Source organism: Pseudomonas sp. NPDC086278 (genome assembly GCF_050280905.1).
Classification (GTDB): domain Bacteria; phylum Pseudomonadota; class Gammaproteobacteria; order Pseudomonadales; family Pseudomonadaceae; genus Aquipseudomonas.
Map to the genome: position 1 here is coordinate 90421 of NZ_JBNNWE010000005.1, position 26286 is coordinate 116706.

The following is a 26286-nucleotide window of genomic DNA, read 5'->3' on the forward strand; positions in this document are numbered from 1 at the left end:
ATTCAATAAGGGGGCGGTCAGACCATCATCAGCAGCACGGCGACAAAAATGCTGCCGGCGGAGAAGGTCATGGTCCGAGACGACCAGGTGTTGAACCAACGTTGAAAGCTGGCGAGATCACGGGTCAATTTGGTGTCCTGGCGAGTCCAGGATTGTTGGTCGAGGCGGAAGAACACGTAGATCTTCACCAGCGCGCCGACGATCTGGTTGTAATAGAGAATCGCCGGGTAGGCCGGGCCGATCCGGTGACCGGAGCAGGACAGCAGCAGGGTCAGGATCAGGCGGGTGATGCCGATCCACAGCAGGTAAACCAGGATGAACGCGGTGCCGTATTTGAAGCTGGCGATGATCGCGACGGTCAGGCCCAGTAGCGAAGTCCACATCGACACACGCTGGTCGAACAGCACCACCGAGGTGAACAGGCCGAGGCGTTTCATCCCCAGGCCCAGCGCGCGGGAGTTCTGGCGCAGGTTGTTGCCGTACCAGCGGAACATCAGCTTGCGGCTGGCCTTGATGAAGCTCTTTTCCGGCGGGTGTTCCACGGTGTGGATCGCGGCGTCCGGCACGTAGAACGTGTCGTAGCCCAGGCGCATCAGGCTGAACCAGCTCGACTTGTCGTCACCGGTGAGAAACTTGAAGCGGCCCAGGCGCCAGTGTTGCAGCGAGTCGCTTTCGACGTCGGCGATGAAGTCCGGGTCGGTCACGACGCTGGCGCGAAACACCGACATGCGGCCGGTCATGGTCAGTACGCGTTTGGACAGGGCCATCGAGCACATGTTGATGTGGCGCTGGGCGAAACGCAGTTTGTGCCATTCGCTCATGATGTAGCCGCCGCGCACTTCGCAGAACTCGTTGGTGGTCAGGCCGCCGACGTTGCCGAACAGCTGGAACCAGGGCACGGTCTTGAGCACGACGCCCTCGGCGAGCACGGTGTCGCCATCGATCACGGCCACCACGGCACGGTCGTCCGGCAGGTGACGCGAGATGGCGCGGAAGCCGTAGGCCAGGCCATCGCGTTTGCCGGTGCCGGGAATGCGCACGAAGTCGAGCTTGACCCGGTCCGGCGGATTCATCCGCGCCCAGAGGCTTTTCACCAGCAATTCGTCGGACATTTCCACGATCGAGCAGACCATGGTGGCTGGCAGGCCGCAGTCGATCGCTTCGCGAATCACCGAGCTGTAGACCTGCGCGGTGGTCAGCGCGTCGATGCGGAAACTGGTGACCATCAAGTAAACGTGAGACGGGTCTGCCGCTTTGCCCAGCTTGCGCACTTTGCGCCGCAGGTGCGGGTAGACCACGTACAGAAACAGCATCCCGCGCAGAAAGTGCGTGGCACCCATCGAGTAACGCCAGATCCCGATGAAGCCGATCAGGAAGATAAAGTCCTTCGACTCGGCGTCGAACGTGGACGCGGGCAACACCATGGCGATGCCCATCAATAAACTGAGGTAAAACAGCCAACCGGCGGCCTGAAGCAGGCCGTGCTTTAGCCTGTGCATAGTCAACATCCTAAAGTCAGTTGCAAGCCCCAAGCTCCAAGCGACAAGCCTGGAGCGAGGCGCTTTTGAACGTGCGGCTTGGAGCTTGAAGCTTGCGGCTGCTTTACCAGCAGATGCCTTCGGTGCGGCCGCTGACACTGGTGGCTTTGGCCATGAAGCCAACCAGGTCGACCACTTGCTTGCCGTGCGGAGCGTTCTGCGCCAGGGCGCGGAATTTCTCGTCACGGTTGCCGAGGATGATCACGTCGGAGTTGTTGATCACGTCGTCAAAGTCGGAATTGAGCAAGGACGAGACGTGCGGGATTTTCGACTCGATGTAATCCTTGTTCGCACCGTGGACACGGGCGTATTCGACGTTGCTGTCGTAGATGCTCAGGTCGTAACCCTTGCCGATCAGCATTTCCGCCAGATCCACCAGCGGGCTTTCGCGCAGGTCATCGGTGCCGGCCTTGAAGCTCAGGCCCAGCAGGGCAACCCTGCGCTTGTCGTGGCTGGAGACGATGTCGAAGGCGTTTTGCACCTGGGATTCGTTGCTGCGCATCAGCGAGTTCAGCAACGGTGCTTCCACGTCCAGCGAACTGGCGCGATAGGTCAGGGCGCGCACGTCTTTTGGCAGGCAAGAGCCGCCGAACGCGAAACCTGGGCGCATGTAGTACTGGGACAGGTTGAGTGTCTTGTCCTGGCAGACCACTTCCATCACTTCACGACCGTCGACGCCGACCGCCTTGGCGATGTTGCCGATTTCGTTGGCGAAGGTGACCTTGGTGGCGTGCCACACGTTGCAGGTGTACTTGATCATCTCGGCAACGGCGATGTCCTTGCGGATGATCGGGGCGTCGAGCTCTTCGTACAGCGATTGCAGAACGTCGCCCGAGGCTTTGTCGAACTCGCCGATGACGGTCATCGGCGGCAGGTCGTAGTCGGCGATCGCGGTGCTTTCACGCAGGAACTCAGGGTTGACCGCGACGCCGAAATCGACACCGGCTTTCTTGCCGGAGCAGTCTTCGAGGATCGGGATCACGACATTGGCCACGGTGCCCGGCAGCACAGTGCTGCGTACCACGATGGTGTGGCGGGTGGTCTTGTCGCGCAGGACAAAACCGATCTCGCGGCACACCGCTTCGATGTAGTTCAGTTCCAGGTCGCCGTTCTTCTTGCTCGGCGTACCGACGCAGATCATCGACAGGTCGGTGTCGCGAATCGCTTCGGCGAAGTTGGTCGTACCGCGCAATTTGCCCGTCTCGATGCCCTTCTGCAGCAGCTCGCCCAGACCCGGCTCAACGATCGGTGATTTACCGGCGTTGATCATATCGATTTTGTCCTTGGCAACATCGACGCCAACGACGTCATGGCCCCGTGCAGACAGGCAACCGGCACAGACTGCGCCGACGTAACCCAAACCAAATATGCTGATGCGCATCGCAATTACCTCTGTGTTTTAACAAGCCATTAGATGGCCGGAGTTAATGGTGTTCTGCGTTAATAGTGCACTCGAAAGTGCGGCTTACAGGCGCGACAATGCCCCGTGCAGGCAAACTAAGTTCCGAGTGTCTAAATAAGTGCACTCAAGGTGTGCGCAACGAGGCCTTATTATTATGAGGTGCCCTGTTATGCAGCCGATCCTCTGGTCAAAGGACGCTTGTGCAAAGTTACTGCGCGCTCGAAGTCAGGATAAACTCCTTGAAATCAAGCGGTTGGGTGCTCAGGTGAGCACGTTTATAGGGGCGCAGCCTTGGCCGTATAGGGGATATTAATGGTGCGTATCTCCTGTCCTTAATGTGCTGCCCAAATAAGTGGTTCAGGGGCGGAAGTTAATGTGACAACTTCGCTGCGTGAATCGCTAGTCTGCGTAAGTTATCTCGTACAACCGCTGTGAGAATCGTTACCGGTGGTATGAACTACGCATTTGGACATAGTTCCGACCCACTCATCGCGAATTTTGAAATTTCTTGAAATATTGACAAAGATGGCACTGCTTTCAATTTGATGGCACGTGCTGTTTCACCCTTGATACATAGGGGGATCGCCGAGTTCGATAGTTATAGGCCACTACTGTTTAAAAAAGTCAGTGCCACTACTGAAAAAAATGACAGAAGTCGAGTGAAACAATAGTCATAAATTAGAGTGATATATTTTTGGCGCCAATAAGATGGCGAATAAGGCGGGAAATTGTTCGACGATCAGACGTCGACGCACGGTCCGGTTATTCAAAACCGTGCGCCGGTCAGGGGCGTTATTGCGGCGCGTGATCGCGCAGGAAAACCAGATGGTCCGGTTTGGACTGTTCGGCGCTGTAGCGATAACCCTGCACGTCAAATTGCTTGAGGTCGGCAGGGTTGTCGATGCGCTCTTCAATGACGAAACGGCTCATCATGCCGCGCGCTTTTTTCGCGTAGAAACTGATGATTTTGTACTGGCCGTTCTTCAGGTCCTTGAAGTCGGTATTGATGATGCGCGCGTTCAATGCACTGCGTTTGACCGCCGAGAAGTACTCGTTGGACGCCAGGTTCAGCAGCACGTCGTCGCCTTGTTCCTGCAAGGCTTCGTTCAGCCATTCGCTGATACGCGTGCCCCAGAAGGCATACAGGTCCTTGCCACGGGCATTCGCCAGTTTGGTGCCCATTTCCAGCCGATACGGTTGCATGAGGTCCAGCGGACGCAGCAACCCATATAGGCCGGACAGCATGCGCAAATGTTGCTGGGCGTAATCGAAATCGGCTTCGCTGAAGGTCTGGGCGTCGAGGCCGGTGTACACGTCACCTTTAAAGGCCAGCAGCGCTTGCTTGGCATTATCCGGGGTGAACGCGGGCGTCCAGCTGCCGAATCGCGCGGCATTGAGCCCGCCGATCTTGTCGGAGACGTGCATCAATTCGCTGATCTGCGCCGGGCTCAGCTCGCGCAACTGCATGATCAGTTCCTGGGAATGATCGAGGTACTGCGGCTGGGTAAAGCGTTGGGTCGCCGGCGGTGTTTCGTAATCGAGGGTCTTGGCGGGGGAAATCACCATCAGCATGAAGTCGTCTCCTTTAATCGTGGGCGCGATTCTAGGGGGTTGTCCTCGCTGACTCCAGCTATCAAGTCCATAGGTGATCGGTGGCTGTCCACAACTCCTTGTGGGAGCGGGCTTGCTCGCGAAAGCGGTCTGTCAGTTAACGAAGAGGCCGACTGACACGCCGCTTTCGCGAACAAGCCCGCTCCCACAGGAGGTCGTGGCGCTGGTGCCGGATCGGCTATAGTGCCGCGCGGGTTTTGTTATGGAGACATCCCATTGCGTATCGTTTTTCTATTATCGGTCTGGCTGTTGAGCGTCGGTGCCATGGCGGCGCCCGGCGATATGGCGACAGTTGATCGCGGCACCTGGCCTGAACAGCTCAGCAACCCCACGCTGTTCGATGTGGCGTCGCGGGCGGAAATCCTCATGTTCGCGCGGGTGCTGCTGGCCAGCGAATCGCTGGACGAACCGGCGCTGGCCCAGCGCCTGGGCTTGCGCACGATCAATCTGGAGTCGGTCAACGGCCTGCGCCAGCGCATGTGGCAGCGGTTGCTCGCCAATTACAACTTTGCCCAGCAAAGCTGCGATCAGGATGCGTCCTTCTGTTTTCTGGTCGAAGACATGGAAACCCTGCGCGGGCAGGCCGCCAAATTCCAGGTCAGCGACGACAGCTATTACACCAAGTGGTCTGAACCGAGCCGTTTGTTCCACGCGCAATACCTCGACGAACAGTTGCGCAAGGCCGCGCTGTTCCCGCAGACCAGCAGCGAAGTCGATCGTTTTGGCGACTATGAACGCAATGGCGAGGAGATGCATGACCGGCTGTTTCTGCTGAGTTTCGACAGCGCGGCCAATGTCGCCCCGGACAACACCGGCTGGATCGCCGACTACCTGCGCAAGTCGAACATGAGCGGCACGTTCTTCGTGCTGGGCAAAGACATTCAGGCACGGCTGGCCGAGCGCTCGGTGGCCAGCCTGCAAGCGATGTACTCGCAGCAATGCATCGGCGTGCAAGGCTGGGAGTTCCGCTCCCACAGCCACTGGCAGGACTGGCAGGATTCGGTCAAACGCAGCGTCGAACTGGTGAAAAGCAAACTGCCGGAAAATTATGTTCCGCTGTTTCGTCCGCCCGATGGGCAGCGGCGTTCGGATGCGCAAGGTTTCTTCAAGGCTCAGGGCTTGCAGGTGGCGTTGTGGGACATCGATGCCCAGGACGGTGCCGGCAAGCTCAAGGGCAATCAGAGCGCGCAGCGGGTGCTGACGTTGATGCTGCTGTGGCGGCATGGCGTGATCAACTTCAATGTGAAGCAGGACGCGGTGAAAACGGCGCTGCCTTGGCTGATTACGCAAACGGCGCAAAGCGGAATCGGTTGGGAGGACTGTCAGGACGGTTTTCGCTGAAACGCGCAAACCCCAATGATCATTGGGTTTGGAGCGGTTTTGGGCGGGATTTCGATGCAGGCGGACTTCCGACTTTAACGGGGTGATGGCAGTCCGCCAAGTGCTATTGGTCACTCTGAAAAATAAACTTCAAAAAAACGTCAAAGTGCTTTTTTCTGTCACACGTTTTGGAGTATTACGAAGACAGACCGCCGAAACCTGCAACACAGGTGGCGTCTTCCAAGACCCCGCTATGGATGCAGTTCACTTGATCCCTCGCAGGTGAATTCGGCAGTCACTTCGCGGCGCAGCACTGTCACGGTATTGCGTCGAATGGCTCCCACAAAGGTGACCGAGTATGGATGATCACGGACGTAGTTCTTCCTCCAACCAGCCAATCCTTTATGTACTCGATACCAACGTACTGATTCACGATCCAAACGCCCTGCTGAACTTCGAAGAACACCACGTCGCGATCCCGATGACCGTGCTTGAGGAGCTGGACAAGCTCAAGAGCGGGCATCACAGCGTGGCCGCGGAATGCCGTCAGGCCATTCGCCTGATCGACAAGACGCTGGGCGATGCCAGCCCGGAAGACGTTGAACTCGGCGTGCCGATCCAGCGTGGCAAAAGTGGGCCCAAGGGTTTGCTGTCAATTCTGATGAGCAAGCGCGCCGAACCGAACATCATTCTTCCCGAACACCTGAACGACAACATCATCATCAACCAGTTGATCGACCTGCACGCGCGGGACAAGGAACTGCGCCTGGTGCTGGTGACCAAAGACATCAACATGCGGCTCAAGGCCCGGGCCTGCGGGATCGCATCCGAGGATTACAGCACCGACCAACTGGTCGACGACGTGTCGCTGCTGCCCAACGGTTATCACAACATGACCGGCTCCTTCTGGGACCGTGTGAGCAAGGTCGAAACCCGTCAGGACCATGGCCGCACGTGGCACCAGGTGCAACTGATCGACAACCTGCCGGCGGTGCACATCAACGAGTTCATCATTGATGAGCAGGGCTTTGTCGGCTGGATCAAGGAAATCCAGAGCGACAAACTGCTGATTCTCGACCTGCACCAGGAACCCCTGTTGCACCAGGAAGCCTGGGGCCTGAAACCGCGTGACATCTATCAGAGCCTGGCGCTGTACGCGTTGCTCGATCCGGACATTCACCTGGTCAATCTGTCCGGTGCGGCCGGTTCCGGCAAAACCATCCTGGCCCTGGCCGCTGCCATCGAGCAGACCATGGTCAGCAAGCGCTATCGCCGCATCATTGCCACCCGCAGCGTGCAGGGCCTGGACCAGGAAATCGGCTTCCTGCCCGGCACCGAAGCAGAAAAAATGGAGCCCTGGCTGGGCGCCATCACCGACAACCTCGAAGCCTTGCACATGGATGACGAAAACACCCATGGCAGCGTCGATTACATCCTCAGCAAAGTGCCGTTGCAGTTCAAATCCCTCAACTACATCCGGGGTCGCAGCTTTCAGCAGAGTCTGATTTTGATCGATGAATGCCAGAACCTCACCCCGCACCAGATGAAAACCATCATCACCCGTGCCGGCGCCGGTTCCAAAGTGGTGTGCCTGGGTAACCTGGCGCAGATCGATACCCCTTACCTGTCCGCGACCAGCTCCGGGCTGACGTACCTGACCGAACGCTTCAAGGATTTCCCGAACGGTGTACACATCACCCTGCAAGGGGTGCCACGTTCGATTCTGGCCGAATACGCCGAAACGCATCTGTAACCGTCAGCACAAAACCGGGCGACCGCAAAGTCGCCCGGTTTTTTGTGCCCGACACAAAAACCTGTGTTCCCACAGGAGGATTCGGCTGGGCCGATAATCAAACGTGCGGAAAATTGACCCGCAGGTTTACAATCCACGCTCCTGATCAGGAGTAACCCTGTGCTGACTCATCTCGATTCCCAAGGTCGCGCCAATATGGTCGACGTCACCGAAAAAGCCGTGACGTTCCGTGAAGCGACGGCCCAAGCGCTGGTGCGCATGCTGCCCGAAACCCTGCAGATGATCGTCAGCGGCGGTCACCCCAAGGGGGATGTGTTCGCCGTGGCGCGCATCGCCGGGATTCAAGCGGCGAAGAAAACCAGTGATCTGATCCCGCTCTGCCATCCGCTGATGCTCACCGGCGTCAAAGTCGAACTGAGTGCCGAAGGCGACGACGCCGTGCGCATCGTCGCGCGCTGCAAGTTGTCCGGGCAGACCGGCGTCGAAATGGAAGCGTTGACCGCCGCCAGCGTCGCTGCACTGACGATCTACGACATGTGCAAGGCCGTGGACCGTGGCATGACCATCGAAAGCGTGCGCCTGCTGGAAAAGATCGGCGGCAAGAGCGGTCACTTCCAGGCGGATCAGCCATGAACGTCACGGTGAAGTTTTTTGCCCGTTACCGCGAAGCGCTTGGCGTGGATTCGGTGAAGGTGGAAGGTGATTTCGCCACGGTCGATGACGTGCGTGCGTTGCTGGCACAGCGCGAGGGCGCCGAGGTGTTGAGCGAGCAAAACCTGATGTGTGCGCGCAACGAAGACCTCTGCCAGCTCGACGAGCCACTGAGCGATGGCGATGAAGTGGCCTTTTTTCCGACCGTGACCGGGGGCTGACCGATGGCGATTCGCGTGCAGTCCACGGCGTTCGACCCGGGTGCTGAAGTCAATGCGATGCACGCTGCCAATGTCGGCGTCGGTGCGGTGGTGAGTTTTGTCGGCTACGTGCGTGACTTCAACGACGGGCTCGAGGTGGCCGGGATGTTTCTGGAACACTATCCCGGCATGACCGAAAAGGCCCTCGGCAAAATCGCCATCGAAGCCGAGCAGCGTTGGCCGCTGCTCAAGCTCGAAGTGCTGCACCGCATTGGCGCTCTGGAACCGGGTGAGCCAATCGTCTTCGTCGGCGCCGCCAGCGCTCACCGTCAGGCTGCGTTTGATGCGTGCGCATTCGTCATGGATTACCTGAAAACCCGCGCGCCGTTCTGGAAGAAAGAAAACACCAGTGACGGACCGCGATGGGTGGAAGGGCGTGACAGCGATCATGCGGCGGCGGATCGCTGGAAGCAGTAATCCTGTCGCGCTCATCAGTACGCCTTCGCGAGCAAGCCCGCTCCCACATTTATCCTGCGAACACAGGTCCACTGTGGGAGCGGGCTTGCTCGCGAATGGGCCATCCGCTTCACAAAAAAACTCCCTGATACAAACCCGACCATCAGTCGGCCGCAACCCATTTGCCCGATTGACGATCTATACGTAAAAGTCCAGTATGGAATTATAAGTACAAAAAAGACTTTTCCCGGTTTCAACTCTTTCTTCTGTCTTGCCAAACCAACAACAACCCGCGAGAGAACGAACATGAAGAAATTCCCCCTCATCACCGGTCTGGCCCTGGGCCTGTTGGCGTGCAGCACTGTGTTTGCCGCTGAGAAAACCCTGCGTATCGGTATCGAAGCGGCTTATCCGCCGTTCGCCTCGAAAACCGATAAAGGCGAGATCGTCGGTTTCGACTACGACATCGGCAATGCCCTGTGCGCGCAGATGAAGGTCAAGTGCGTGTGGGTCGAAGGTGAATTCGATGGTCTGATTCCTTCACTGAAAGTGAAGAAAATCGACATGGCGCTGTCATCCATGACCATCAATGAAGACCGCAAGAAGTCGGTGGATTTCAGCCACAAGTATTACTTCACTTCCTCGCGCCTGGTGATGAAGGACGGTGCGGTGGTCGATGATCAATACGCCAGCCTCAAAGGCAAAACCGTCGGCGTGCAGCGCGCCACCACCACCGACCGTTATGCCACCGAGGTGTTCGAGCCGAAGGGCGTCAACGTCAAGCGCTACGGCAACAATGAAGAAATCTACATGGACCTGGCGGCCGGTCGCCTCGACGCCATTTTCGCTGACACCATTCCCCTGAGTGATTTCCTGTCGATGCCGCGCGGCAAGGGCTACGCATTTGTCGGGCCCGAGCTCAAGGATCCGAAGTACGTCGGCGAGGGCGCCGGGATTGCGGTGCGCAAGGGCAATACCGAATTGGTTCGCCAACTGAATACGGCCATCGATGGCATCCGCGCGAATGGCGAATATCAGAAGATCTCGCAGAACTACTTCAAGTCAGACATCTACGGTGACTAATCGATAGCTATGGTCGAAACGCCGCCCGGAGCAAGCTCGCTCCCACAATGGATCTGTGTACGCAGGGCCAATGTGGGAGCGGCGGTGCGACGCTTCGACTTGCTCGCGAAGAGGCCCGCTCAATCAACACACCTGCAAATGCCTAGCCTTTCAATTCCTTCAAATGCTTGTAAACCGTCGCCCGCCCCATGTTCAGCACGTTGGCCACGTAGTTCGACGCGCTTTTACCCTTGAAGGCGCCTTCAGCGTGCAACGCCAGCACCAGCTCGCGTTTGTGGTCGCGCGTCAGCAGGTTCAGGCTCAACTGACGCTCGCGCAGCCAGGCGTGCAGGAAGGTGTTGATGCGCTCCTGCCAGTCATCGCGAAACAGTGAGTCGGGTTGCGGGATCAGTTTGCTCGGCGACAAGAACAGGTCCAGCGCCGCTTTCGCATTTTCGAACAGCGAGATGTTCAGGTTGATGCACAACACTGCCAGCGGATGCCCCTCGCCGTCGCGCAGCACGGTGCTCAAACTGCGAATCTTGCGGCCGTCCCAATTAAGTTTTTCGTACGGCCCGATGTTGGTTTCGCTGACGTCGTCGCTGAGCATGTCCTCCAGCGCCGCGTCATCGCCGATTTCGCGCTTGGACAGGTTGTTGGCGATGTAGTCGATCCTCTGCGTGCGCAAGTCATGCAGCACCACCTCGGCGTGGGGAAAGAACAGCGTGGCGATGGCATCGGCAATCGCGCGGTAGTTGTTCAGGGAAACATCATCCAGGGCCGAGTCTTTTTCAGGTGCGTTCATACAATGGAGCTCCAGGCAGCGTCAGCGCCCTGCAAAAAGGGCGCTGGAAGTGTGCCGTAATCGGCTCGACACGTCACCTGAGGCAGCGCTTCAGCCCAGGCGGGCGGGGGAGAGCATTGCGGCGTCGAGGCCAAAGCGGGTGAGCTGCTCGGGCAAGGCTTGACCGCGCACCAGTGCCGCACTGGCCTGGCCCATGGCCGGTGACGTCTGGATGCCGTAGCCGCCTTGGGCTGCCACCCAGAACAGCCCGGGCACCTGCGGATCGAAGCCGGACAGCAAATCACCGTCGCTGACGAAGCTGCGCAAACCGGCCCAGGTACGGGTCGGACGGCGGATGGTCAGGGTGGTCGCTTCTTCGATCTGGTAGATGCCCATGGCGATGTCCAGCTCTTCGGGCTGCACGTCATGCGGCTCGACCGGGTCGGCGTTGGCCGGCGAGCCGAGGAACATGCCGGCGTCGGGTTTCATGTAAAAGGTTTCGTCGAGGCTGACCAGCATCGGCCAGTGGTGGATATCCACGCCCTCGGGGCCGGCGAAGATAAATGCCGCACGCCGCTTGGGTTGCAGGCCCAGCGGTCGGGCACCGGCCAGCGCGCCGACATGGTCGGCCCACGCGCCAGCCGCGTTGATGATGATCGGCGCACTGAAGGTTTGGCCGCTGGTTTGAACTTGCCACACACCTTCGGCGTCACGGCTCAGGCTCAGCACTTGCGTGTCGGTATGGACCGCGCCCTGGTTGCGCCGGATACCGCGCAGATAACCCTGGTGCAGCGCATCGGTGTCGATGTCGCTGGCGGTAGGGTCGTAGATCGCACCGTGGACTTTCTCCCGGCGCAGGATCGGCAGGCGCGCGCAGGCTTCGTCGGCGGTGAGCCGTTGCATCTGTGGCACCGTCGCTTTGGCGCTCAGGTATTGATTGTTCAGCTCGGTCGGGTTGCCGGTGAAGTCGACAGTCATTTCACCGCGCGGGGTCAGCAGCGGATGTTCGCAGAAAGCGGCGGGCGGGGCGTCGAAGAAATCGCGGCTGGCCTGGGTCAGTGCCCGAACCTGCGGCGTGCCGTAAGCGGCGGTGTACAGCGCGGCGGAACGTCCGGTGGAGTGATAGGCCGGGTGCGATTCACGCTCCAGCACGATCACTCGACCGTGTTGCGACAGCCAGAAACCGGTGGAAGCACCGGCAATCCCGCCGCCGATGATGATGAAGTCTGCCTGACTCATGAGTCTCTCCTGAAGGCGCACATCTGGAAATTGTGGAATCCCCTGTGGGAGCGGGCTTGCTCGCGAAAGCGGTGCATCAGTCGGCATCTTCGTTAACTGACGGACCGCCTTCGCGAGCAAGCCCGCTCCCACAGGGGCCGTGGTGTTAGTGCTGGAGTTGGTAGATCGCATTGGCCAGCGCGATGTCTTCCAGGCCCAGGCCAATGGAGCGGAAGAACACGTGACGGTCGTAGCCTGGGCGCGGCACTCTGCCGCTCAGCAGATCGGGCAAGTCGCCGACAATCGCGCTGTTGTCCCAGCCATGCTGTTCGCCGGCGATCAGCATCTCACCGGCCGAGCCCGGCGTGGTCAGACGATAGTCGCAGAAAACCTGCATGTCATTGAGGCTCTGCGGCGGCACTTCGTGGGCGCGCGGGGCGTTGGTGCTGATAGAGGTGATCAGCGCCGGTTTGCTCAGTGTCGACGGATCGATCACCGGCCCGGCGGACGAGGTGCACAGCATAATCACGTCGGCGTCCTGGAGAGCGGCATCGCGACTGTCGACGATGCTCAGGCGCGAATCGAGGCCTTTGAGTCGGGTCAGTTCCTGCGGGGGCTTGTCGCGCAAGCTCGGCGAGTAGAGCGTGATGCTGCTCCAGTCGCGCAGAGCCTTGACGTAGTGGAGGTGCGCCTGGGCAACCTTGCCACTGCCGATGATCGCCAGGCGCCGCGCGTTCAACGGTGCCAGTGCGTCGACCGCGACCGCGGTCGTGGCGGCGGTGCGCGCGGTGGTCAGTTCGCCGGCGTCGCAAAGCAGCAGCGGCTGGCCGGTTTGCATCGACATCAACAGCGTCCATGCCGTCACCAGCGGCCCTTGTTCGCGCACGATGTACGGCGAGGTTTTCACCCCGTAGACCCCGTCTTGCGCGAGTACGCCGAGGTAGTTGATGAAGTCGCCAGCGCCTTTCGGGAATTCCACCAGTTGCTGTGCCGGTTGCACCGCTTGTCCAGCCGCCAGGTCGCGGAACAGTGTGCGCAGGATTTGCGGCACGTCGACCTGTGCCAACAACTCGCGCGCTTGAGGTTGGGTGATCACGTAGGGCGTACTGGACATGGTCGGCTCCCGGAGTTGCAATTAAACTAATTTGTCCATTATGGACTTTTAGATCTTTCGAGCAACATCGGGGCGAAAAAAAAAAGCGCAGTCCGTTTCCGGCTGCGCCTTTCTCTGCCAGTGCCCGGTTACGGGCGCTTGCGCTCAACCGGCCGCAGTAGATGCGTCGGCGGTGTTTCACAGCTGATTTTGCGACCCAGCAGCGCCTCGATGGACGGTAGCTGGTAGGAGTCATCTTCACCGGCGAAGCTGATGGACACGCCATCGGCGCCCGCCCGACCGGTACGACCGATGCGGTGCACGTAGTCGTCCGGCACTTCCGGCAAGGTGAAGTTGATCACGTGGCTGATGCCGTCGATGTGAATGCCGCGACCGGCCACATCGGTGGCAACCAGCACGCGAATCTTGCCTTCGCGGAAACCTTCCAGGGTCTTGATGCGTTTGTGCTGCGGCACATCGCCGGACAATTGCGCGGCGTTGACGCCATCGCGCACCAGACGCTCTTCGATGCGGCGCACTTCATCCTTGCGGTTGGCAAATACCATCACCCGCTCCCAACCGTTGTCGGTGACCAGGTTGTAGAGCAGTTTGTATTTGTCGGCACCCGCCACGGCGTAGATGTGTTGCTCGACGTTTTCGCTGGCCACGTTCTGCGCTTCGATCTCGACGATCGACGGCTCGGTGGTCCATTGCTTGGCGAGGTTCATCACGTCTTCAGTGAAGGTCGCGGAGAACAGCAGCGTCTGACGCTCGTTCTTCGGTGGGGTCTGGCGAATGATCTGACGCACTTGCGGGATGAAACCCATGTCGAGCATACGGTCGGCTTCGTCCAGCACCATCACTTCAACCATGTCCAGGTGCACGTCGCCGCGCTGGTTGAAATCGAGCAGACGGCCAGGGGTAGCGACGAGGATGTCGCAGTGACGGGCTTCGAGGTGCTTGAGCTGCTTGTCGAAGTCCATGCCGCCGACAAACGTCATGACGTTGAGGCCGGTGTACTTGGTCAGGTCGGCGGCGTCCTTGGCGATCTGCACCACCAGTTCACGCGTCGGTGCAATGATCAGCGCTCGCGGTTCACCCATGTAGCGCTCTTTCGGCGGCGGGGTTTGCAGCAGTTGCGTGATGATCGAAATCAGGAACGCCGCGGTTTTGCCGGTGCCGGTCTGCGCACGACCGATGGCGTCTTTGCCCGCGAGGGTGAAGCCGAGGACTTGCGCCTGGATCGGCGTGCAATACGGGAAGCCCAGGTCCTGGATGGCGTGCATCAGTTCCGGGGCAAGTTTGAAATCGTGGAAACGGGTTTTGCCTTCCTGGGGCTCGACGGCGAAGTCTTCGAGTTTCCAGGGAATAACCGGCGCCTTTGGCTTTGGTTCGCGACGCGGTTTTGCCGGTTGCGGCGCTTCGCTGCGCGGCTGTTCAGAGGCAATGGCCTCGTCAGAGGGGGTGGCCGGTGTGGTCATCGGCTCGTGCTTCGGTACCGCTACGGTCGCGGTCCGACCAGACTGATTACCGTCGGTGCGGTGGCTGGGGGTGTGAGACGGAGCGCTGGGAACTGGCGCGAGCTGCTCAGTCTCGCTTTTACCGAACATTTTCTTGAGTGCTTTGAGCACGGTCATCTCATCAATTGATTAAGGAATGTACGCCGGCCAGTGTAATGCAAGAATCGGGCGCGGCGTAGTGGGATGATCAAAGGGCTACCTTCGGCCTGTCGATTAGCGCAAGCGTTCGCCAAGCCAGACGCCGATGTCACGAATCTCCTCGGGTAACACTTCGTGGCCCATTGGGTATTCCTGCCATGTCACGGTGACACCACGTTGCTTCAGATGCTCGTAGGCGCTGCGACCCATGGCGTTCTGCACCACGTCATCGTACTGGCCGTGTAAAGACAGGACAGGCGTGCGCTGCTGGCTGGCTGAAAGCTCGAGTTCATCGCTGAACGTCGGTGCATAGGTGGAGAGGGCAAGTACGCCACCCAGCGGCCCCTGCCACTTCAGAAACGCGGTGTGCAACACCACGGCGCCGCCTTGGGAAAAGCCCGCCAGAAAAATACGCGAGGCGTCTATTCCGCTGGTTTTCTGGGTTTCTATCAGCGCGATGACCCTTTGCGCCGACGCTTCCAATTGCTCGCGATTGATCGCGCGCGCCGGGTTCATGGCCAATATGTCGTACCAGCTCGGCATCTCGTAGCCACCATTGATGGTGACGGCGCAGGTCGGCGCCTGGGGCAGTACGAACCGGGTGGTCAGCAGGTTTTCCTGCAACGCTTCCGCCACGGGCAGGAAGTCATAGCGGTCGGCGCCCAGGCCGTGCAGCCATATAACGCAGGCGTCTGCGGGCTTCACGGGTTCAAGAATGAGGGGCTCGGTCATGGCTGCTCCATTGTTGTGCGTGCGCTCTCAATAAGTGCGTGATCTGAGGGCGTCGCCGGTTGATCAGTTAATAAGATGTCGCAAGGCTACAAGTTTTGCTATTGACCTGTCGCTTAATCACCTCGGTGACCGGTCTGGTACGGGCTTTGCTACGGGAAAAAGGTGCAACCCTTCAAGCGCCTTGCGGTAACACTATCAGTGTACTGCTGAGGACGGGATAGCAAAGAATCCGGTGATGGATGTTCGCCAGTGGCCGCTACGGGCTTCGCGAACGTGAAAGGGCTACCGCCCGTTCGGCCGATTGGTGAGAAGTGAGTTGTCCATGATGTGGATTTTCTCCTACTAGACTCATAGCGAAGGTCCTACGTCGGTTGACCCCAAAAAAAGCCAACACGGGTCAATTACGCCTCATAAGGGTGCGACTGGGCTCAGCTCCGACACAACAAGAGCAAAACTGGAGGTTTGAATGAAGATGTTGAAATCCACCCTGGCCATCGTGACTGCAGCCGCAGTACTCGGTGTCAGCGGGTTCGCTCAGGCGGGTGCAACCCTGGATGCAGTGCAGAAGAAAGGTTTCGTACAGTGCGGCGTGAGTGACGGTCTGCCGGGTTTCTCGGTTCCGGACGCCACTGGCAAGATCCTCGGGATCGACGCTGACGTCTGCCGCGCTGTGGCAGCTGCCGTATTCGGCGACGCGACCAAGGTCAAGTTCAGCCAGTTGAACGCCAAAGAGCGCTTCACCGCGCTGCAGTCCGGCGAAATCGACATTCTGTCGCGTAACACCACCATGACCAGTTCCCGTGACGCGGGCATGGGCCTGAAATTCCCTGGCTTCATCACTTACTACGACGGCGTGGGCTTCCTGGCCAACAGCAAGCTGGGCGTGAAAAGTGCCAAGGAACTGGACGGCGCAACCATCTGCATTCAAGCCGGTACCACCACCGAGCTGAACGTGTCCGACTACTTCCGCGCCAACGGCCTGAAGTACACCCCGATCACTTTCGACACCTCCGATGAAAGCGCCAAGTCGCTGGAATCCGGTCGTTGCGACGTGCTGACTTCCGACAAGTCGCAGCTGTACGCACAGCGCAGCAAACTGGCTTCGCCGAAAGACTACGTGGTACTGCCGGAAACCATCTCCAAAGAACCGCTGGGCCCGGTCGTGCGTAACGGCGACGACGAGTGGCTGGCGATCGTTCGCTGGGTTGGCTACGCAATGCTGAACGCTGAAGAAGCCGGCATCACCTCGAAAAACGTGCTTGAAGAAGCCAAGTCGACCAAGAACCCGGATGTTGCTCGTCTGTTGGGCGCTGACGGCGAGTACGGCAAAGACCTGAAACTGCCACGGGACTGGGTCGTCAAGATCGTTTCCCAAGTGGGTAACTACGGCGAAATCTTCGATAAAAACCTCGGCAAATCCACTCCGCTGGAAATTGACCGTGGCATGAACGCGCTGTGGACCAACGGCGGCATTCAATACGCACCACCAGTGCGCTGATGGTTCTGTCACCCGGTGGGCCAACCACCGGGTGATGTTCTGTTCCATTACATCCGGGGCACTTCATGCAAAATTCTATCGGCGCACCAAAGCAGAGGCTCAGCCTCAGCGATCCAAAAGTGCGCGCGTGGCTATTCCAGATCATCACGATTGTCGCGGTCGTCGCGATGGGCTGGTATCTGTTCGACAATACGCAAACCAATCTGCAACACCGGGGCATTACTTCCGGTTTCGACTTTCTGGAGCGCAGTGCCGGTTTCGGCATCGCTCAAACCCTGATCGACTACACCGAAGCGGACAGCTACACCCGCGTGTTTGTCATCGGCCTGCTCAACACGTTGCTGGTGAGCTTTATCGGCGTGATCCTGGCGACGATCCTCGGGTTTATCGTCGGCATATCACGGCTGTCGAAGAACTGGATCATCAATAAGCTGGCGACGGTCTATGTGGAAATCTTCCGCAACATCCCGCCGCTGCTGCAAATCCTGTTCTGGTACTTCGCGGTGTTCCTGACCATGCCGGGGCCACGCGCGAGCCATAACTTTGGCGACACCTTCTTTGTCAGCAGCCGTGGCTTGAACATGCCGGCGGCGCTGGCGGCAGACGGTTTCTGGCCGTTTGTGGTCAGTGTCGTGGTGGCGATTGTCGCCATCGTGCTGATGAGCCGCTGGGCGACCAAGCGCTTCGAAGCGACCGGCGTACCGTTTCACAAGTTCTGGGCCGGCCTGGCGCTGTTGCTGGTGATCCCGGCACTGTGCGCACTGATCTTCGGCGCGCCCTTGCACTGGGAAATGCCCAAGTTGCAAGGCTTCAACTTTGTCGGCGGCTGGGTACTGATCCCTGAATTGCTGGCGCTGACACTGGCCCTGACCGTGTACACCGCGGCATTCATCGCCGAGATCGTGCGTTCGGGCATCAAGTCGGTCAGCCACGGCCAGACCGAGGCGGCGCACTCGCTCGGGCTGCGCAACGGCCCGACTCTGCGCAAGGTGATCATCCCGCAAGCCCTGCGCGTGATCATTCCGCCGCTGACCAGCCAATACCTGAACCTGGTGAAGAACTCCTCGCTGGCGGCCGGTATCGGTTACCCGGAAATGGTGTCGTTGTTCGCCGGTACGGTGCTGAACCAGACCGGGCAGGCGATCGAAGTCATTGCCATCACCATGAGCGTGTACCTGGCGATCAGCATCAGCATTTCCCTGTTGATGAACTGGTACAACAAGCGCATTGCGCTGATCGAGCGGTAAGGAAAAGCGCATGAGCATACATACTTTCAAACCTGACATGCCGCCACCGAGCAAAGTCTTCGGGCCGGTGGCATGGATGCGCGCCAACATGTTCTCCAGCTGGATCAACACCCTGCTGACCCTGTTCGCGTTCTACCTGATCTACCTGGTGCTTCCGCCGCTGCTGCACTGGGCGATCCTGGACGCCAACTGGGTCGGCACCACCCGCGCCGACTGCACCAAGGAGGGCGCCTGCTGGGTGTTCATCCAACAGCGTTTTGGCCAGTTCATGTACGGCTACTACCCGCCGGAGCTGCGCTGGCGCGTGGACCTGACCGTGTGGCTGGCGGTCATCGGCGTGGCGCCACTGTTCATCTCGCGCTTTCATCGCAAAGCGGTGTATGGGCTGAGCTTCCTGGTGGTGTACCCGATCGTTGCCTACTTCCTGTTGCATGGCGGCGTCTTCGGCATGACCAGCGTGGCGACCAGCCAATGGGGCGGCCTGATGCTGACCCTGGTGATCGCCACCGTCGGTATCGCCGGTGCGCTGCCGCTGGGCATCGTGCTGGCCCTGGGCCGTCGTTCGAACATGCCGGCGATTCGAGTGGTCTGCGTGACCTTCATCGAATTCTGGCGCGGCGTGCCGTTGATCACGGTGCTGTTCATGTCCTCGGTGATGCTGCCGTTGTTCCTGCCCGAAGGCATGAACTTCGACAAACTCCTGCGGGCGTTGATCGGCGTGATCCTGTTCCAGTCGGCCTACGTGGCCGAAGTGGTGCGCGGTGGTCTGCAAGCGATTCCCAAAGGTCAGTACGAAGCGGCCGCCGCAATGGGCCTCGGCTACTGGCGCAGCATGGGCCTGGTGATTCTGCCGCAAGCCCTGAAGCTGGTAATCCCCGGCATCGTCAACACCTTCATTGCGCTGTTCAAGGACACAAGCCTGGTGATCATCATCGGCCTGTTCGACCTGCTCAACAGCGTCAAACAAGCTGCCGCCGACCCGAAATGGTTGGGCATGGCCACTGAAGGCTATGTGTTCGCGGCCCTGGTGTTCTGGATTTTCTGTTTTGGTATGTCCCGCTATTCCATGCATTTGGAACGCAAGCTGGACACTGGCCACAAGCGTTAGGAGTTTTTGTGATGACTGAAGCGATCAAAAAGCCTGTGAGCCCTGAAGGCATTATCCAGATGCAGGGCGTGAACAAGTGGTACGGCCAGTTCCACGTGCTCAAAGACATCAACCTGAACGTCAAGCAGGGCGAGCGTATCGTGCTGTGCGGTCCGTCGGGTTCCGGCAAGTCGACGACCATTCGCTGCCTCAATCGTCTGGAAGAACACCAGCAGGGCCGCATCGTGGTCGATGGCGTGGAACTGACCAACGACCTCAAGCAGATCGAAACGGTCCGCCGTGAAGTCGGCATGGTGTTCCAGCACTTCAACCTGTTTCCGCACCTGACCATTCTGCAGAACTGCACGCTGGCGCCGATGTGGGTGCGTAAGATGCCCAAGCGCCAGGCCGAAGAAATCGCCATGCATTACCTGGAGCGCGTACGCATTCCGGAGCAGGCGCACAAGTTTCCGGGGCAATTGTCCGGCGGTCAGCAACAGCGTGTGGCGATTGCCCGTGCACTGTGCATGAAACCGAAAATCATGCTGTTCGACGAACCGACTTCGGCACTCGACCCCGAGATGGTGAAAGAGGTACTGGACACCATGATCGGCCTGGCCGAAGACGGCATGACCATGCTGTGCGTGACCCACGAAATGGGCTTCGCCCGCACCGTGGCCAACCGCGTGATCTTCATGGACAAAGGCGAAATCGTCGAACAGGCTGCGCCGAACGACTTCTTCGACAACCCGCAGAATGAGCGGACCAAGCTGTTCCTGAGCCAGATCCTGCATTGATCTTGCGCAAGCGTTGAAATAAACCCGGACCTGTTCCGGGTTTATTTTTGCCTGCAATTAAACGATGAAGAACAACTGCGGGAGCGGGTTTGCTCGCGAAAGCGGCGTGTCAGCGAAAGTTGAAGTCAACTGACACGCCGCCTTCGCGAGCAAGCCCGCTACCACCCGTTCGCGTTCACCGCGCCATCCGCCGACGGTTGCCCTGTCGGACATTGCTGACTAAGATGTCCGAAAATTCATCCTATGATTGGATGAAAGGGCGAATTCCATGTCAGACATTTCTCCATTAGTGAAACGATCCCTGGTCGATCAGGCGCTTGAGCAGCTACGCCTGCGGATTCACCAAGGCGTTTGGGCCGTCGGTCAGCGCCTGCCCACCGAGCCTGAGCTCAGCGCCGAGCTGGGCATCAGCCGCAACACCGTGCGTGAAGCGATGCGCGTACTGGCGTTTTCGGGGTTGATTGAAATCCGCCAGGGCGATGGCAGTTATCTGCGCGCGGTGGTCGATCCGATGGACACCCTCAAGGCGTTATCGCGCTGCTCTCCGGAACATGCCCGCGAGACCCGGCACATTCTGGAAGTCGAAGCCTTTGGCCTGGCCGCGCTGCGTCGCACCGATGAAGACCTCAAAGAGCTACGCGAAGCCTTAGTCATCAGCGGCAGCCACTACCACGGCGATCTCGACAGCTACATCGCCTGCGACCTGGTGTTCCATCGTCGATTGGTCGATGCCGCGCACAACCCCTCGCTCAGCGAGTTGTATCGCTACTTCTCCAGCATCGTCGGCGCGCAGTTGCGCCAGACCCTGAACATCAATCCGCGGCGCCAGGAAGTGTTCGATCTGCATATCGAACTGCTGGACGCCGTCGAACAGCGTGACCCGGAACGGGCCAAAGCCCTGTCGAGGCAGTTGATCAATGAACCTTGAAACCGAGAAATCCATGGCCGGCAACCACAGCAAAAACCTCACGCAACCCAAACGTTCGGCAGAGCTCGAAGAGCAGCTGATCGATGCCGAGGCCGATGACGAACAGGTCCAGCAAAGTCACCCGGTCCTGGGGCGGCCCTGGCTGTTGCTGCTGGGGCTGATTCTGGTGGCGCTGAACCTGCGTCCGGCGTTGTCGAGCATGGCGCCGATGCTCAGTGAGGTCTCCAAAAGCCTCGGATTGTCGGCGGCCGAGGCCGGATTGCTGACGACGTTACCGGTGTTGTGCCTCGGCTTGTTCGCGCCGCTGGCGCCGTTGCTGGCCCGACGTTTCGGTGCCGAGCGGGTGGTGTTGGGGATTCTTCTGCTGCTCGCCGGCGGGATCATTTTGCGCAGTTCGTTGGGCCAGGTCGGCTTGTTTGCAGGCAGTGTGCTGGCGGGCGCCAGCATCGGTGTGATTGGGGTGTTGTTACCGGGCATCGTCAAACGTGACTTTGCGAAACACGCCGGCACCATGACCGGCGTCTACACCATGGCCCTGTGCCTGGGCGCGGCGCTGGCCGCGGGCGCGACCGTGCCATTGAGTCAATATTTCGACAAGAGCTGGGCCCTGGGCCTCGGCTTCTGGGTAATACCTGCGCTGGTCGCAGCCGTCTTCTGGCTGCCGCAAACGGGTGGTCAGAAACACGGCGCGCACAGGGTCGCCTACCGGGTTCGCGGGTTGTTGCGTGATCCGCTGGCCTGGCAAGTGACGTTGTACATGGGCCTGCAATCATCCCTGGCGTACATCGTATTCGGCTGGTTGCCGTCGATCCTGATCGGTCGCGGCCTGACGCCGACCCAGGCCGGCCTGGTGTTGTCCGGCTCGGTGATCGTTCAGTTGGCCAGTTCACTCGCGGCGCCATGGCTGTCTACTCGCGGCAAGGATCAGCGCCTGGCCATCGTGGTGGTCATGCTGCTGACCCTCGGCGGCCTGTTTGGCTGTCTATATGCGCCGATTGAAGGCTTGTGGGGCTGGGCGATTCTGCTGGGTCTGGGGCAGGGCGGCACGTTCAGCCTGGCGCTGACGCTGATCGTGCTGCGCTCGCGCGACTCCCATGTCGCGGCGAACCTGTCGAGCATGGCCCAAGGGTTTGGCTACACCCTGGCCTCGATGGGGCCGTTCGCGGTCGGCATCGTACATGACTGGACCGGCGGCTGGACCGCCGTAGGCTGGATCTTCGGTGTCATCGGTCTCGGCGCAATCGTCGCCGGTCTCGGCGCCGGACGCTCGTTGTACGTGCAGGTCGAAAGCGAGAAGGTCTGACGCCTGCACACTATTGGTATTCGGCCTACGAATGCCGATAGTGTTGCGCGCCATTGCAGACTATCGTGCAGGAAATCTTTCGACATCATTTTGCAAGTACAGGGAGTCTGTCCATGAGCGATGCCCACAGCGCATTGATCACCCGGTTCTACCAAGCTTTTCAGCGGCTGGATGCCGAAGCCATGAGCGCCTGCTACACCGACGATGTGGTGTTCAGCGACCCGGCATTCGGCGAGCTGCGCGGCCGCGATGCCGGCGACATGTGGCGCATGCTCACCACTCGGGCCAAGGATTTTTCCCTGACGTTCGACAACGTGCGCGCCGATGAACGCACCGGCGGCGCGCATTGGGTGGCGACCTATTTGTTCAGCCAGACCGGCAACATCGTGGTCAACGACATTCAGGCTCGCTTCGTCTTTCGCGATGGCAAGATTTGCGAGCATCACGACCACTTCGATCTGTGGACGTGGTCGCGCCAGGCACTGGGTCTCAAAGGTTTGCTGCTGGGCTGGACGCCGCTGGTGCGCAACGCTGTGCGCGCGCAAGCGTTGAAGGGACTGAAGGCATTCCAGGCCAGTCGCTGATAAGATCGCGGCTTGTTTCCCGCAAGCCTTGATCGTCACGTGAACTCCCCGAGCGAATCCTCCGTCATTGCCGCCGAACCGACGCTGCCCGTTAGCAAGCCGTGGTTCGTCTACCTTGTTCGCGCGGCCAACGGTTCGCTCTATTGCGGGATCAGCGACGACCCGGTGCGCCGCTTCGCCACTCACCAAAGCGGCAAGGGCGCGCGGTTCTTCCTCTCCAGCCCGGCGGTGGCGCTGGTCTATACCGAAATCTGTCGAGATAAAAGCGAAGCGCTGCGTCAGGAACGGCTGATCAAAAAGCTCAAGAAAAGCGCCAAGGAGTGTCTGGTGGGCAGTTATCGACCTGACTGACAAGTTCTCATCCGGCACGTCTGTAGGCCGCTCCCCGATTGCGCGCTAAGCTGCGGGCTCCTTATCCGTGGATGGAACCGAGCATGGCCGAGTTGATCCTTCATCATTACCCGACATCCCCTTTCGCTGAAAAGACCCGCTTGCTGCTGGGCTTCAAAGGACTGTCCTGGCGCTCGGTGAAGATCTCGCCAGTGATGCCAAAACCTGATCTGACCGCGCTGACGGGCGGCTATCGCAAGACGCCGGTATTGCAGATCGGCGCCGATATTTATTGCGATACCGCACTGATCGCGCTTCGGCTGGAACAGGAAAAAGCGCAGCCGGCGTTTTTTCCGCAAGGTCAGGAAATGATCGTCGCCAGCTTCGCGGCGTGGGTTGATTCGGTGGTGTTCCAGCACGCGGTGAGTCTGGTGTTCCAGCCGGAGTCGGTGGCCGTGCGCTTCGGCGCGTTGCCGCCGGAAGCGATCAAGGCGTTCCTGGCGGATCGTGCCGGGTTGTTCAGTGGCGGCAGCGCTACCCGCCTGTCGGCGGAACAGGCGCGGCATCAATGGCCGACCATTATGGGTCGACTCCAATTGCAGCTTGAGCGCGAGCAGGGCGATTTCCTGTTTGGCGAACCTTCCGTGGCCGACTTTTCCCTCGCACACTGCTTGTGGTTTCTCAAAGCGACGCCTGTCACTTCACCGTTGGTTGATGCGTATCCGGCGGTGTTGGCGTGGTTTGGTCGGGTGATGGGCTTCGGTCATGGCGCGTCGAGCGAGATGAGCTCCGAGGAAGCGCTGGAGGTTGCACGCAATGCGACACCTGCCGCGTTGCCGGATGAGCCGTTCGATGAGCCTAACGGGTTCAAGGCGGGTCAGCAGGTAGTCATCGCGGCCACTGACTATGGGGTTGACCCGGTCGCCGGCGAGCTGGTGTTTGCGGGGCGTGAGGAATTGATTGTGCGTCGCGAGGATGAACGCGGCGGCGTGGTGCATGTGCACTTTCCGCGGTTCGGCTTCCGGATCGAGGCGAGGTAACGACCTTGTGGTGAGGGGGCAAGCCCCCTCACCACAAGGTTTTGTGGGGCGAAGGGTTATTTCAATGCGGCGAGGATTTCATCCGGGTCATACCCGCGAATCAATGTGCCGTTCACATCGAGCAACGGAATCCCGCGCCCGCCCAGCGCCTCATACGCCTTGCGCGCCTCGGCGTCTTTCTCGATATCGAATTCCTTGTACGGAATCCCTTTCTGATCGAGAAAGCGCCGGGTCAGTTTGCAGTAGCCGCACCAGTCGGTCGCATAAAGCACCACGTTGGCCTTGGCCTGTGTCTGTTCCGACACCACCTGCGAGGGGTTGAACACCCGCTCGATCTTGCCCCAGTTCTGGTAGACCACGACCACCAGCAGGATCAGCAGGAATTTTTTCAGCACGCCGTTGAGCATCAGTTGCGTCGCTTCAGCTGATCGGTCAGCTGCGTCGGCAGGCCCTTGATGATAAGCGTGCCGGCTTCTTCGTCGTATTCGATCTTCGAGCCCAGCAGGTGCGCTTCGAAGCTGATGGACAGCCCCTCGGCGCGCCCGGTGAAGCGGCGGAACTGGTTCAAGGTGCGCTTATCCGCCGGAATCTCCGGGGACAGGCCGTAATCCTTGTTGCGAATGTGATCGTAGAAGGCTTTCGGCCGTTCTTCGTCGATCAGCTCCGAGAGCTCTTCGAGGCCCATCGGTTCGCCAAGCTTGGCCTGGCTGCTGGCGTAATCGACCAGGGTCTTGGTTTTCTCGCGGGCGGATTCTTCCGGCAGGTCTTCGCTTTCGACGAAATCGCTGAACGCCTTGAGCAGAGTGCGGGTTTCGCCCGGGCCGTCGACGCCTTCCTGGCAACCGATGAAGTCGCGGAAATACTCCGAGACTTTTTTCCCGTTCTTGCCTTTGATGAACGAAATGTACTGCTTGGACTGTTTGTTGTTCTGCCACTCGGAGACGTTGATCCGTGCGGCGAGGTGCAATTGGCCCAGGTCGAGGTGACGGGACGGGGTCACGTCCAATTGCTCGGTCACCGCAACGCCTTCACTGTGATGCAGCAGGGCGATCGCCAGGTAATCGGTCATGCCTTGCTGGTAATGCGCGAACAGCACGTGGCCGCCCACCGAGAGGTTCGACTCTTCCATCAGTTTTTGCAGGTGTTCCACCGCCACACGGCTGAATGCGGTGAAATCCTTGCCGCCGTCGAAATACTCTTTCAGCCAGCCGCTGAACGGGTGCGCACCGGACTCGGCATGAAAAAAGCCCCACGCCTTGCCTTGTTTGGCGTTGTAGCTTTCATTGAGGTCGGCAAGCATGTTCTCGATCGCGCTCGACTCGGCCAGTTCCGAGTCGCGGGCGTGGAGAACTGCGGGCGTGCCGTCGGGTTTTTTGTCGATCAGGTGGACGATGCAATGGCGGATCGGCATGGGCTTCTCGGCTGTTTGAAGCGGCTGGTTGGAGAGAGCAGGGCAGGCTCCCGAAAAAGTGCCAAGTGTACCGCAACCACTGGTTTTGGCGTGTCGCGAAGGGCAATTCGCAGGCGTGCGGTGGTCCTTATGCAGTTTTTTCCCGTTTTAGAGCAATAAAGCTGACCAAATGGGTAGCAAGAGGCGGATATTTCCCTTTCTCTGTGCTAGTTTTGCCCGGTCTTGCGCGAAGTCACTGCGTTAAGCGTGCATTCAGCATTTGTCAGGTCGAACCAAACCCTGATTTCGGTATCTATAACCCCGATCCCGTGGTTATTGGCCGAGGGTGCCAGATCCAGAAGATCGGGCTCGATGGCTGACACTGCACTCTGCAATCCATATGAATTTGATAGGGAAGGAACACTACATGGCTCTTACTAAAGACCAACTGATCGCCGACATCGCTGAAGCTATCGACGCGCCAAAAACCACCGCGCGTAACGCTCTGGCGTTGCCAGACGTAGAGCTGCTGGTCGAGTGGCGGCGGGTCTTTTTGCTCGCAGCCGCTGAGCAGCACTAAAGCGGCAAACGACGCGACCAGCCG

General features: G+C 59.4%; 25 protein-coding genes and 1 pseudogene. 16 read left to right on the forward strand and 10 right to left on the reverse strand.

All coding sequences use genetic code 11. The features are described from left to right. Positions 1 to 17: 17 nt before the first annotated feature. The 3 genes from alg8 to yaaA all read right to left on the reverse strand — a co-directional run bounded on the left by alg8 (position 18) and on the right by yaaA (position 4512). The gene (gene alg8 / locus ACQKP4_RS03220; RefSeq protein ID WP_427630344.1) at positions 18 to 1499 is read right to left on the reverse strand and encodes a mannuronan synthase; all 1482 of its coding nucleotides are present in this window, start codon (positions 1497 to 1499) and stop codon (positions 18 to 20) included. 103 nt (positions 1500 to 1602) lie between these two features. Further along, positions 1603 to 2919 (reverse strand): nucleotide sugar dehydrogenase, encoded by a 1317-nt coding sequence (locus ACQKP4_RS03225; protein ID WP_427630346.1) that lies wholly within the window; start codon positions 2917 to 2919, stop codon positions 1603 to 1605. Positions 2920 to 3732: 813 nt separating this feature from the next. Next, positions 3733 to 4512, reverse strand: coding sequence for a peroxide stress protein YaaA (yaaA, locus tag ACQKP4_RS03230; RefSeq protein WP_427630347.1), 780 nt, complete (start codon positions 4510 to 4512; stop codon positions 3733 to 3735). 255 nt (positions 4513 to 4767) lie between these two features. Between yaaA and ACQKP4_RS03235 the strand changes: the two genes are divergently transcribed. From ACQKP4_RS03235 to ACQKP4_RS03260, 6 genes are all read left to right on the forward strand, one after another. Further along, on the forward strand, positions 4768 to 5892 hold the full coding sequence (locus ACQKP4_RS03235; RefSeq protein ID WP_427630349.1) for a polysaccharide deacetylase family protein: 1125 nt from the start codon (positions 4768 to 4770) through the stop codon (positions 5890 to 5892). Positions 5893 to 6229: 337 nt separating this feature from the next. After that, positions 6230 to 7624, forward strand: a complete 1395-nt coding sequence (locus tag ACQKP4_RS03240) for a PhoH family protein (protein WP_427630351.1) — start codon at positions 6230 to 6232, stop codon at positions 7622 to 7624. Between the two features lie 159 nt (positions 7625 to 7783). Continuing rightward, positions 7784 to 8257, forward strand: a complete 474-nt coding sequence (gene moaC / locus ACQKP4_RS03245; protein WP_178129077.1) for a cyclic pyranopterin monophosphate synthase MoaC — start codon at positions 7784 to 7786, stop codon at positions 8255 to 8257. After that, positions 8254 to 8496, forward strand: a complete 243-nt coding sequence (gene moaD / locus ACQKP4_RS03250) for a molybdopterin converting factor subunit 1 (RefSeq protein WP_427630353.1) — start codon at positions 8254 to 8256, stop codon at positions 8494 to 8496. Before moaC ends, moaD begins: the two co-directional genes overlap by 4 nt. Before the next feature lie 3 nt (positions 8497 to 8499). Next, positions 8500 to 8952 (forward strand): molybdopterin synthase catalytic subunit MoaE, encoded by a 453-nt coding sequence (moaE, locus tag ACQKP4_RS03255; protein ID WP_427630355.1) that lies wholly within the window; start codon positions 8500 to 8502, stop codon positions 8950 to 8952. A 285-nt stretch (positions 8953 to 9237) separates the two neighbouring features. Beyond that, positions 9238 to 10014 carry an ABC transporter substrate-binding protein gene (locus ACQKP4_RS03260; protein WP_427630357.1) on the forward strand — a complete coding sequence of 259 codons (777 nt, stop codon included), beginning with the start codon at positions 9238 to 9240 and terminating at the stop codon, positions 10012 to 10014. A 142-nt stretch (positions 10015 to 10156) separates the two neighbouring features. On the opposite strand, the gene ACQKP4_RS03265 is transcribed toward ACQKP4_RS03260, so the two are convergent. From ACQKP4_RS03265 to ACQKP4_RS03285, 5 genes are all read right to left on the reverse strand, one after another. Then, positions 10157 to 10798 carry a helix-turn-helix transcriptional regulator gene (locus tag ACQKP4_RS03265; RefSeq protein WP_427630359.1) on the reverse strand — a complete coding sequence of 214 codons (642 nt, stop codon included), beginning with the start codon at positions 10796 to 10798 and terminating at the stop codon, positions 10157 to 10159. 90 nt (positions 10799 to 10888) lie between these two features. Then, the gene (locus ACQKP4_RS03270) at positions 10889 to 12016 is read right to left on the reverse strand and encodes an NAD(P)/FAD-dependent oxidoreductase (protein WP_427630361.1); all 1128 of its coding nucleotides are present in this window, start codon (positions 12014 to 12016) and stop codon (positions 10889 to 10891) included. A gap of 145 nt (positions 12017 to 12161) precedes the next feature. Then, positions 12162 to 13109: an ornithine cyclodeaminase family protein gene (locus tag ACQKP4_RS03275; RefSeq protein ID WP_427630363.1), complete on the reverse strand. Its 948-nt coding sequence runs from the start codon at positions 13107 to 13109 to the stop codon at positions 12162 to 12164. 128 nt (positions 13110 to 13237) lie between these two features. Continuing rightward, positions 13238 to 14725, reverse strand: a complete 1488-nt coding sequence (gene rhlB / locus ACQKP4_RS03280; protein ID WP_427630364.1) for an ATP-dependent RNA helicase RhlB — start codon at positions 14723 to 14725, stop codon at positions 13238 to 13240. Positions 14726 to 14821: 96 nt separating this feature from the next. Further along, positions 14822 to 15478: an alpha/beta hydrolase gene (locus ACQKP4_RS03285; protein WP_427630366.1), complete on the reverse strand. Its 657-nt coding sequence runs from the start codon at positions 15476 to 15478 to the stop codon at positions 14822 to 14824. Between the two features lie 466 nt (positions 15479 to 15944). Between ACQKP4_RS03285 and ACQKP4_RS03290 the strand changes: the two genes are divergently transcribed. The 9 genes from ACQKP4_RS03290 (at position 15945) to ACQKP4_RS03330 (ending at position 24292) form a co-directional block, all read left to right on the forward strand. Further along, on the forward strand, positions 15945 to 16976 hold the full coding sequence (locus tag ACQKP4_RS03290) for an amino acid ABC transporter substrate-binding protein (RefSeq protein WP_427630368.1): 1032 nt from the start codon (positions 15945 to 15947) through the stop codon (positions 16974 to 16976). A 65-nt stretch (positions 16977 to 17041) separates the two neighbouring features. Then, positions 17042 to 18223 (forward strand): amino acid ABC transporter permease, encoded by a 1182-nt coding sequence (locus tag ACQKP4_RS03295; protein WP_427630370.1) that lies wholly within the window; start codon positions 17042 to 17044, stop codon positions 18221 to 18223. 10 nt (positions 18224 to 18233) lie between these two features. Next, positions 18234 to 19331: an amino acid ABC transporter permease gene (locus ACQKP4_RS03300; RefSeq protein ID WP_427630372.1), complete on the forward strand. Its 1098-nt coding sequence runs from the start codon at positions 18234 to 18236 to the stop codon at positions 19329 to 19331. 11 nt (positions 19332 to 19342) lie between these two features. Continuing rightward, positions 19343 to 20107, forward strand: coding sequence for an amino acid ABC transporter ATP-binding protein (locus tag ACQKP4_RS03305; RefSeq protein ID WP_427630374.1), 765 nt, complete (start codon positions 19343 to 19345; stop codon positions 20105 to 20107). A gap of 268 nt (positions 20108 to 20375) precedes the next feature. Then, a complete protein-coding gene (locus tag ACQKP4_RS03310; RefSeq protein WP_427630376.1) occupies positions 20376 to 21035 on the forward strand; it encodes a FadR/GntR family transcriptional regulator in 660 nt (219 codons plus the stop codon). Beyond that, positions 21025 to 22338: a CynX/NimT family MFS transporter gene (locus tag ACQKP4_RS03315; RefSeq protein ID WP_427630377.1), complete on the forward strand. Its 1314-nt coding sequence runs from the start codon at positions 21025 to 21027 to the stop codon at positions 22336 to 22338. The genes ACQKP4_RS03310 and ACQKP4_RS03315 overlap by 11 nt, the downstream gene beginning before the upstream one ends. 113 nt (positions 22339 to 22451) lie before the next feature. Continuing rightward, positions 22452 to 22922, forward strand: coding sequence for a nuclear transport factor 2 family protein (locus ACQKP4_RS03320; RefSeq protein ID WP_427630379.1), 471 nt, complete (start codon positions 22452 to 22454; stop codon positions 22920 to 22922). Between the two features lie 39 nt (positions 22923 to 22961). Further along, complete coding sequence (locus ACQKP4_RS03325; RefSeq protein WP_427630381.1) at positions 22962 to 23273, forward strand: GIY-YIG nuclease family protein; 312 nt, start codon at positions 22962 to 22964, stop codon at positions 23271 to 23273. A gap of 83 nt (positions 23274 to 23356) precedes the next feature. Beyond that, positions 23357 to 24292, forward strand: coding sequence for a glutathione S-transferase family protein (locus ACQKP4_RS03330; protein ID WP_427630383.1), 936 nt, complete (start codon positions 23357 to 23359; stop codon positions 24290 to 24292). A gap of 56 nt (positions 24293 to 24348) precedes the next feature. On the opposite strand, the gene ACQKP4_RS03335 is transcribed toward ACQKP4_RS03330, so the two are convergent. Both ACQKP4_RS03335 and yejK read right to left on the reverse strand, forming a co-directional pair. After that, positions 24349 to 24699 (reverse strand): glutaredoxin family protein, encoded by a 351-nt coding sequence (locus ACQKP4_RS03335; RefSeq protein WP_427630385.1) that lies wholly within the window; start codon positions 24697 to 24699, stop codon positions 24349 to 24351. Continuing rightward, complete coding sequence (gene yejK / locus ACQKP4_RS03340) at positions 24699 to 25703, reverse strand: nucleoid-associated protein YejK (protein WP_427630386.1); 1005 nt, start codon at positions 25701 to 25703, stop codon at positions 24699 to 24701. Before yejK ends, ACQKP4_RS03335 begins: the two co-directional genes overlap by 1 nt. A gap of 406 nt (positions 25704 to 26109) precedes the next feature. Here yejK and ACQKP4_RS03345 point away from each other — a divergent pair. Then, positions 26110 to 26190: pseudogene (locus tag ACQKP4_RS03345) on the forward strand (HU family DNA-binding protein); the annotation flags it as partial. Positions 26191 to 26286 lie beyond the last annotated feature (96 nt).

What these genes read in the sequence shown, in the direction of transcription:
- ACQKP4_RS03305 (WP_427630374.1), top strand. Translation starts at nt 19,343, where the DNA reads ATGACTGAAGCGATCAAAAAGCCTGTGAGCCCTGAAGGCATTATCCAG.
- ACQKP4_RS03260 (WP_427630357.1), top strand. Translation starts at nt 9,238, where the DNA reads ATGAAGAAATTCCCCCTCATCACCGGTCTGGCCCTGGGCCTGTTGGCG.
- ACQKP4_RS03265 (WP_427630359.1), bottom strand. Translation starts at nt 10,798, where the DNA reads ATGAACGCACCTGAAAAAGACTCGGCCCTGGATGATGTTTCCCTGAAC.
- ACQKP4_RS03290 (WP_427630368.1), top strand. Translation starts at nt 15,945, where the DNA reads ATGAAGATGTTGAAATCCACCCTGGCCATCGTGACTGCAGCCGCAGTA.
- ACQKP4_RS03320 (WP_427630379.1), top strand. Translation starts at nt 22,452, where the DNA reads ATGAGCGATGCCCACAGCGCATTGATCACCCGGTTCTACCAAGCTTTT.
- ACQKP4_RS03330 (WP_427630383.1), top strand. Translation starts at nt 23,357, where the DNA reads ATGGCCGAGTTGATCCTTCATCATTACCCGACATCCCCTTTCGCTGAA.
- ACQKP4_RS03300 (WP_427630372.1), top strand. Translation starts at nt 18,234, where the DNA reads ATGAGCATACATACTTTCAAACCTGACATGCCGCCACCGAGCAAAGTC.
- ACQKP4_RS03335 (WP_427630385.1), bottom strand. Translation starts at nt 24,699, where the DNA reads ATGCTCAACGGCGTGCTGAAAAAATTCCTGCTGATCCTGCTGGTGGTC.
- ACQKP4_RS03240 (WP_427630351.1), top strand. Translation starts at nt 6,230, where the DNA reads ATGGATGATCACGGACGTAGTTCTTCCTCCAACCAGCCAATCCTTTAT.
- moaE (WP_427630355.1), top strand. Translation starts at nt 8,500, where the DNA reads ATGGCGATTCGCGTGCAGTCCACGGCGTTCGACCCGGGTGCTGAAGTC.
- ACQKP4_RS03295 (WP_427630370.1), top strand. Translation starts at nt 17,042, where the DNA reads ATGCAAAATTCTATCGGCGCACCAAAGCAGAGGCTCAGCCTCAGCGAT.
- ACQKP4_RS03225 (WP_427630346.1), bottom strand. Translation starts at nt 2,919, where the DNA reads ATGCGCATCAGCATATTTGGTTTGGGTTACGTCGGCGCAGTCTGTGCC.
- ACQKP4_RS03275 (WP_427630363.1), bottom strand. Translation starts at nt 13,109, where the DNA reads ATGTCCAGTACGCCCTACGTGATCACCCAACCTCAAGCGCGCGAGTTG.
- yejK (WP_427630386.1), bottom strand. Translation starts at nt 25,703, where the DNA reads ATGCCGATCCGCCATTGCATCGTCCACCTGATCGACAAAAAACCCGAC.
- yaaA (WP_427630347.1), bottom strand. Translation starts at nt 4,512, where the DNA reads ATGCTGATGGTGATTTCCCCCGCCAAGACCCTCGATTACGAAACACCG.
- ACQKP4_RS03270 (WP_427630361.1), bottom strand. Translation starts at nt 12,016, where the DNA reads ATGAGTCAGGCAGACTTCATCATCATCGGCGGCGGGATTGCCGGTGCT.
- alg8 (WP_427630344.1), bottom strand. Translation starts at nt 1,499, where the DNA reads ATGCACAGGCTAAAGCACGGCCTGCTTCAGGCCGCCGGTTGGCTGTTT.
- ACQKP4_RS03310 (WP_427630376.1), top strand. Translation starts at nt 20,376, where the DNA reads ATGTCAGACATTTCTCCATTAGTGAAACGATCCCTGGTCGATCAGGCG.
- rhlB (WP_427630364.1), bottom strand. Translation starts at nt 14,725, where the DNA reads ATGACCGTGCTCAAAGCACTCAAGAAAATGTTCGGTAAAAGCGAGACT.
- ACQKP4_RS03315 (WP_427630377.1), top strand. Translation starts at nt 21,025, where the DNA reads ATGAACCTTGAAACCGAGAAATCCATGGCCGGCAACCACAGCAAAAAC.
- moaD (WP_427630353.1), top strand. Translation starts at nt 8,254, where the DNA reads ATGAACGTCACGGTGAAGTTTTTTGCCCGTTACCGCGAAGCGCTTGGC.
- ACQKP4_RS03285 (WP_427630366.1), bottom strand. Translation starts at nt 15,478, where the DNA reads ATGACCGAGCCCCTCATTCTTGAACCCGTGAAGCCCGCAGACGCCTGC.